The organism is Paracoccus sp. P2 (assembly GCF_046335115.1).
GTDB lineage: Bacteria > Pseudomonadota > Alphaproteobacteria > Rhodobacterales > Rhodobacteraceae > Paracoccus > Paracoccus pantotrophus.
Window position 1 is genome coordinate 1 of the sequence record NZ_JBGOSN010000125.1, and the last position, 1,927, is coordinate 1,927.

The window sequence follows — 1,927 nt, forward strand, 5'->3', positions numbered from 1 at the left end:
TGCACAATGCCCATCAACTGCCGGACATAGGGGATCGGCAGGATGGACAATACACCGCGCACAAGGCCGATGACGGCGCGAATGACTCCCTTGACCAGTTGGTCCAGCGCGAAGAGCAGTGAGGCCTGGCCGAAGCGCCCCTTCACCACGGCCGTTGCATGGGCGATCTGGCCGCGTTCTTCCGGCAGGGGCTTGCCGTCAATCAGTTCGACAAGAACCGCGACATGGCCTGCCTTGACGATGTAGAGAATGTATTCCCGAAGCCAGTACATTACAGCGCCGGTCAGGCCAAAGCCGGCCATGCCGCCCCAAGCCATCGCGGTCGCGCGGAACTCGTCATCCCCGAAGGCGCCAACGCCCCAGCCGACCCCGATACCGGCGCCGGTGGCCAGAATATAGGCTAGTGTGATTCCGAAATAGACGGCGGCACGCAGGAGCACGAAAGGCAATGTTCGGCCCAACAGTCCGAGAGCTTGTCCGATATTGAAGTCCCACATGGCTCCGGTTCCTTTTGGGGCAATCAGCTTGAAGGTTGAGATGCGGGGGAAGTTTGTTCGCCCCCGAAATGGCGTCGCAGCCAGGCATTGATGTCATTGGCGACCTGCCCAGGTCCATCGCCCGATACGCCCCAACGTGACAACGGAACCCGTGTTGCCGGGCGGGTGTTGCGAAAAACCAGAACCACCTTCGAGGTGCTGCGGTCCTCTCGCGAGGTATGGCTGCGGTCAAGTTCGGCACTGTCGAGCGCCTCGAGCGGATAGTCCCGCTGACGCGTGCCGAGGCGCGATGTCCGGATGATGCTGACCAGCCCCGACCCTGCGTCCAACCTGAGCCGTGTGCGCTCGGACAGGGCGATATATCCCGCGAGAAAGGCCCCGTTCAGCCCGACCAGCAGCACCAGCGCGGTCAGGATTTCTCCCCCGATCAGATTGGCCAGCCCGATCAGAGTGATCGGCAGGACAGGCAGCATGACGAACCACAGGATAAAGCGCGGTATCGCCAGTTCCAGTTCCAGTCGTTCGGGCGTATTCGTCTCAATACTCATGACGGGTTTCCCTTTCCCTGGCGGGAAAGCCAGCCATTGACGACGCCCGTCAGATGCGCCACCTCTTCGGGATCCGGGCGGAACATGGGCACTATGATCTCGCGCCGCTCTGGTCCCGATCCGCAAATCAGCACCAGCCGGGTCTCATCGTTTCCTGCCGCCGTGCCATAGTGCGCGATGCTTTCCAGCTTGTGCAGGTCCGAGAGTGCGAATGTCTCTTCACGCCGCCCGCGCAATGTGGTCACACGCAGCCGGACAAGACCGGCATGCCTGTCCAGGCTCAGTTGAGTCAGCTGCACCAACTCGTGCATGTAGAGCCAACCGATCAGGCCCACCACGGCCAACACGATGATCCCCGTTCCGGTCGCACCATCCCCGATGGCTGCCAGGCCCGCCGCGATCGCCACCAATATCACCGCCGCAGCAATCACCGCCCGCCGGACCGGACGATTCTCGATCTCCAGCACGCTGTCGGAGATTTGCGTCACGCGCAGCGGATCAGCCAGAAACTCGGCCAGTGTCATGGGCCTGCACCCAACGACGTGTCGATCCGCCCCTCGACGTCGCGACAGTCGTCCGGGGCATCCCGGCGGCATAGGGTTGCCGCAAAGCTGGCCTGGATGCGGCCTTCATCCTCAAGATCCAGCAGGTCGATCGACATCTGCGGCGGCTCTTCCTCGCTTTCCCAGACCGCGCCCGCCATCGCCCCGCGATCGGGCCGCATGTCGATGGTCAGACCGGCGGGCGGCGTATCTCCGGAAGGCTTGCCGTGAAAGATTAGGCCGATGGAAATGCTGCCGTCGCCAAGTGCATGCAGTTCGATCATGGTCAGCGGGCCGATATCGGTGATCTGCACCATCGCCGAACCATCATCCTGACGCA

Annotated in this window: 3 protein-coding genes and 1 pseudogene; all 4 read right to left on the minus strand. The window is 62.6% G+C overall.

All coding sequences use genetic code 11. The features are described 5' to 3' along the window. A pseudogene (locus ACDP63_RS24675) lies at positions 1 to 497 on the minus strand (hypothetical protein); the annotation flags it as partial. Between the two features lie 23 nt (positions 498 to 520). Then, positions 521 to 1,045, minus strand: coding sequence for a hypothetical protein (locus ACDP63_RS24680; protein ID WP_409928836.1), 525 nt, complete (start codon positions 1,043 to 1,045; stop codon positions 521 to 523). After that, a complete protein-coding gene (locus ACDP63_RS24685) occupies positions 1,042 to 1,569 on the minus strand; it encodes a hypothetical protein (protein WP_011749578.1) in 528 nt (175 codons plus the stop codon). Before ACDP63_RS24685 ends, ACDP63_RS24680 begins: the two co-directional genes overlap by 4 nt. Further along, entirely contained in the window at positions 1,566 to 1,904 is a 339-nt protein-coding gene (locus ACDP63_RS24690; RefSeq protein ID WP_409928837.1) for a hypothetical protein, read from the minus strand. Before ACDP63_RS24690 ends, ACDP63_RS24685 begins: the two co-directional genes overlap by 4 nt. Positions 1,905 to 1,927: the final 23 nt, after the last annotated feature.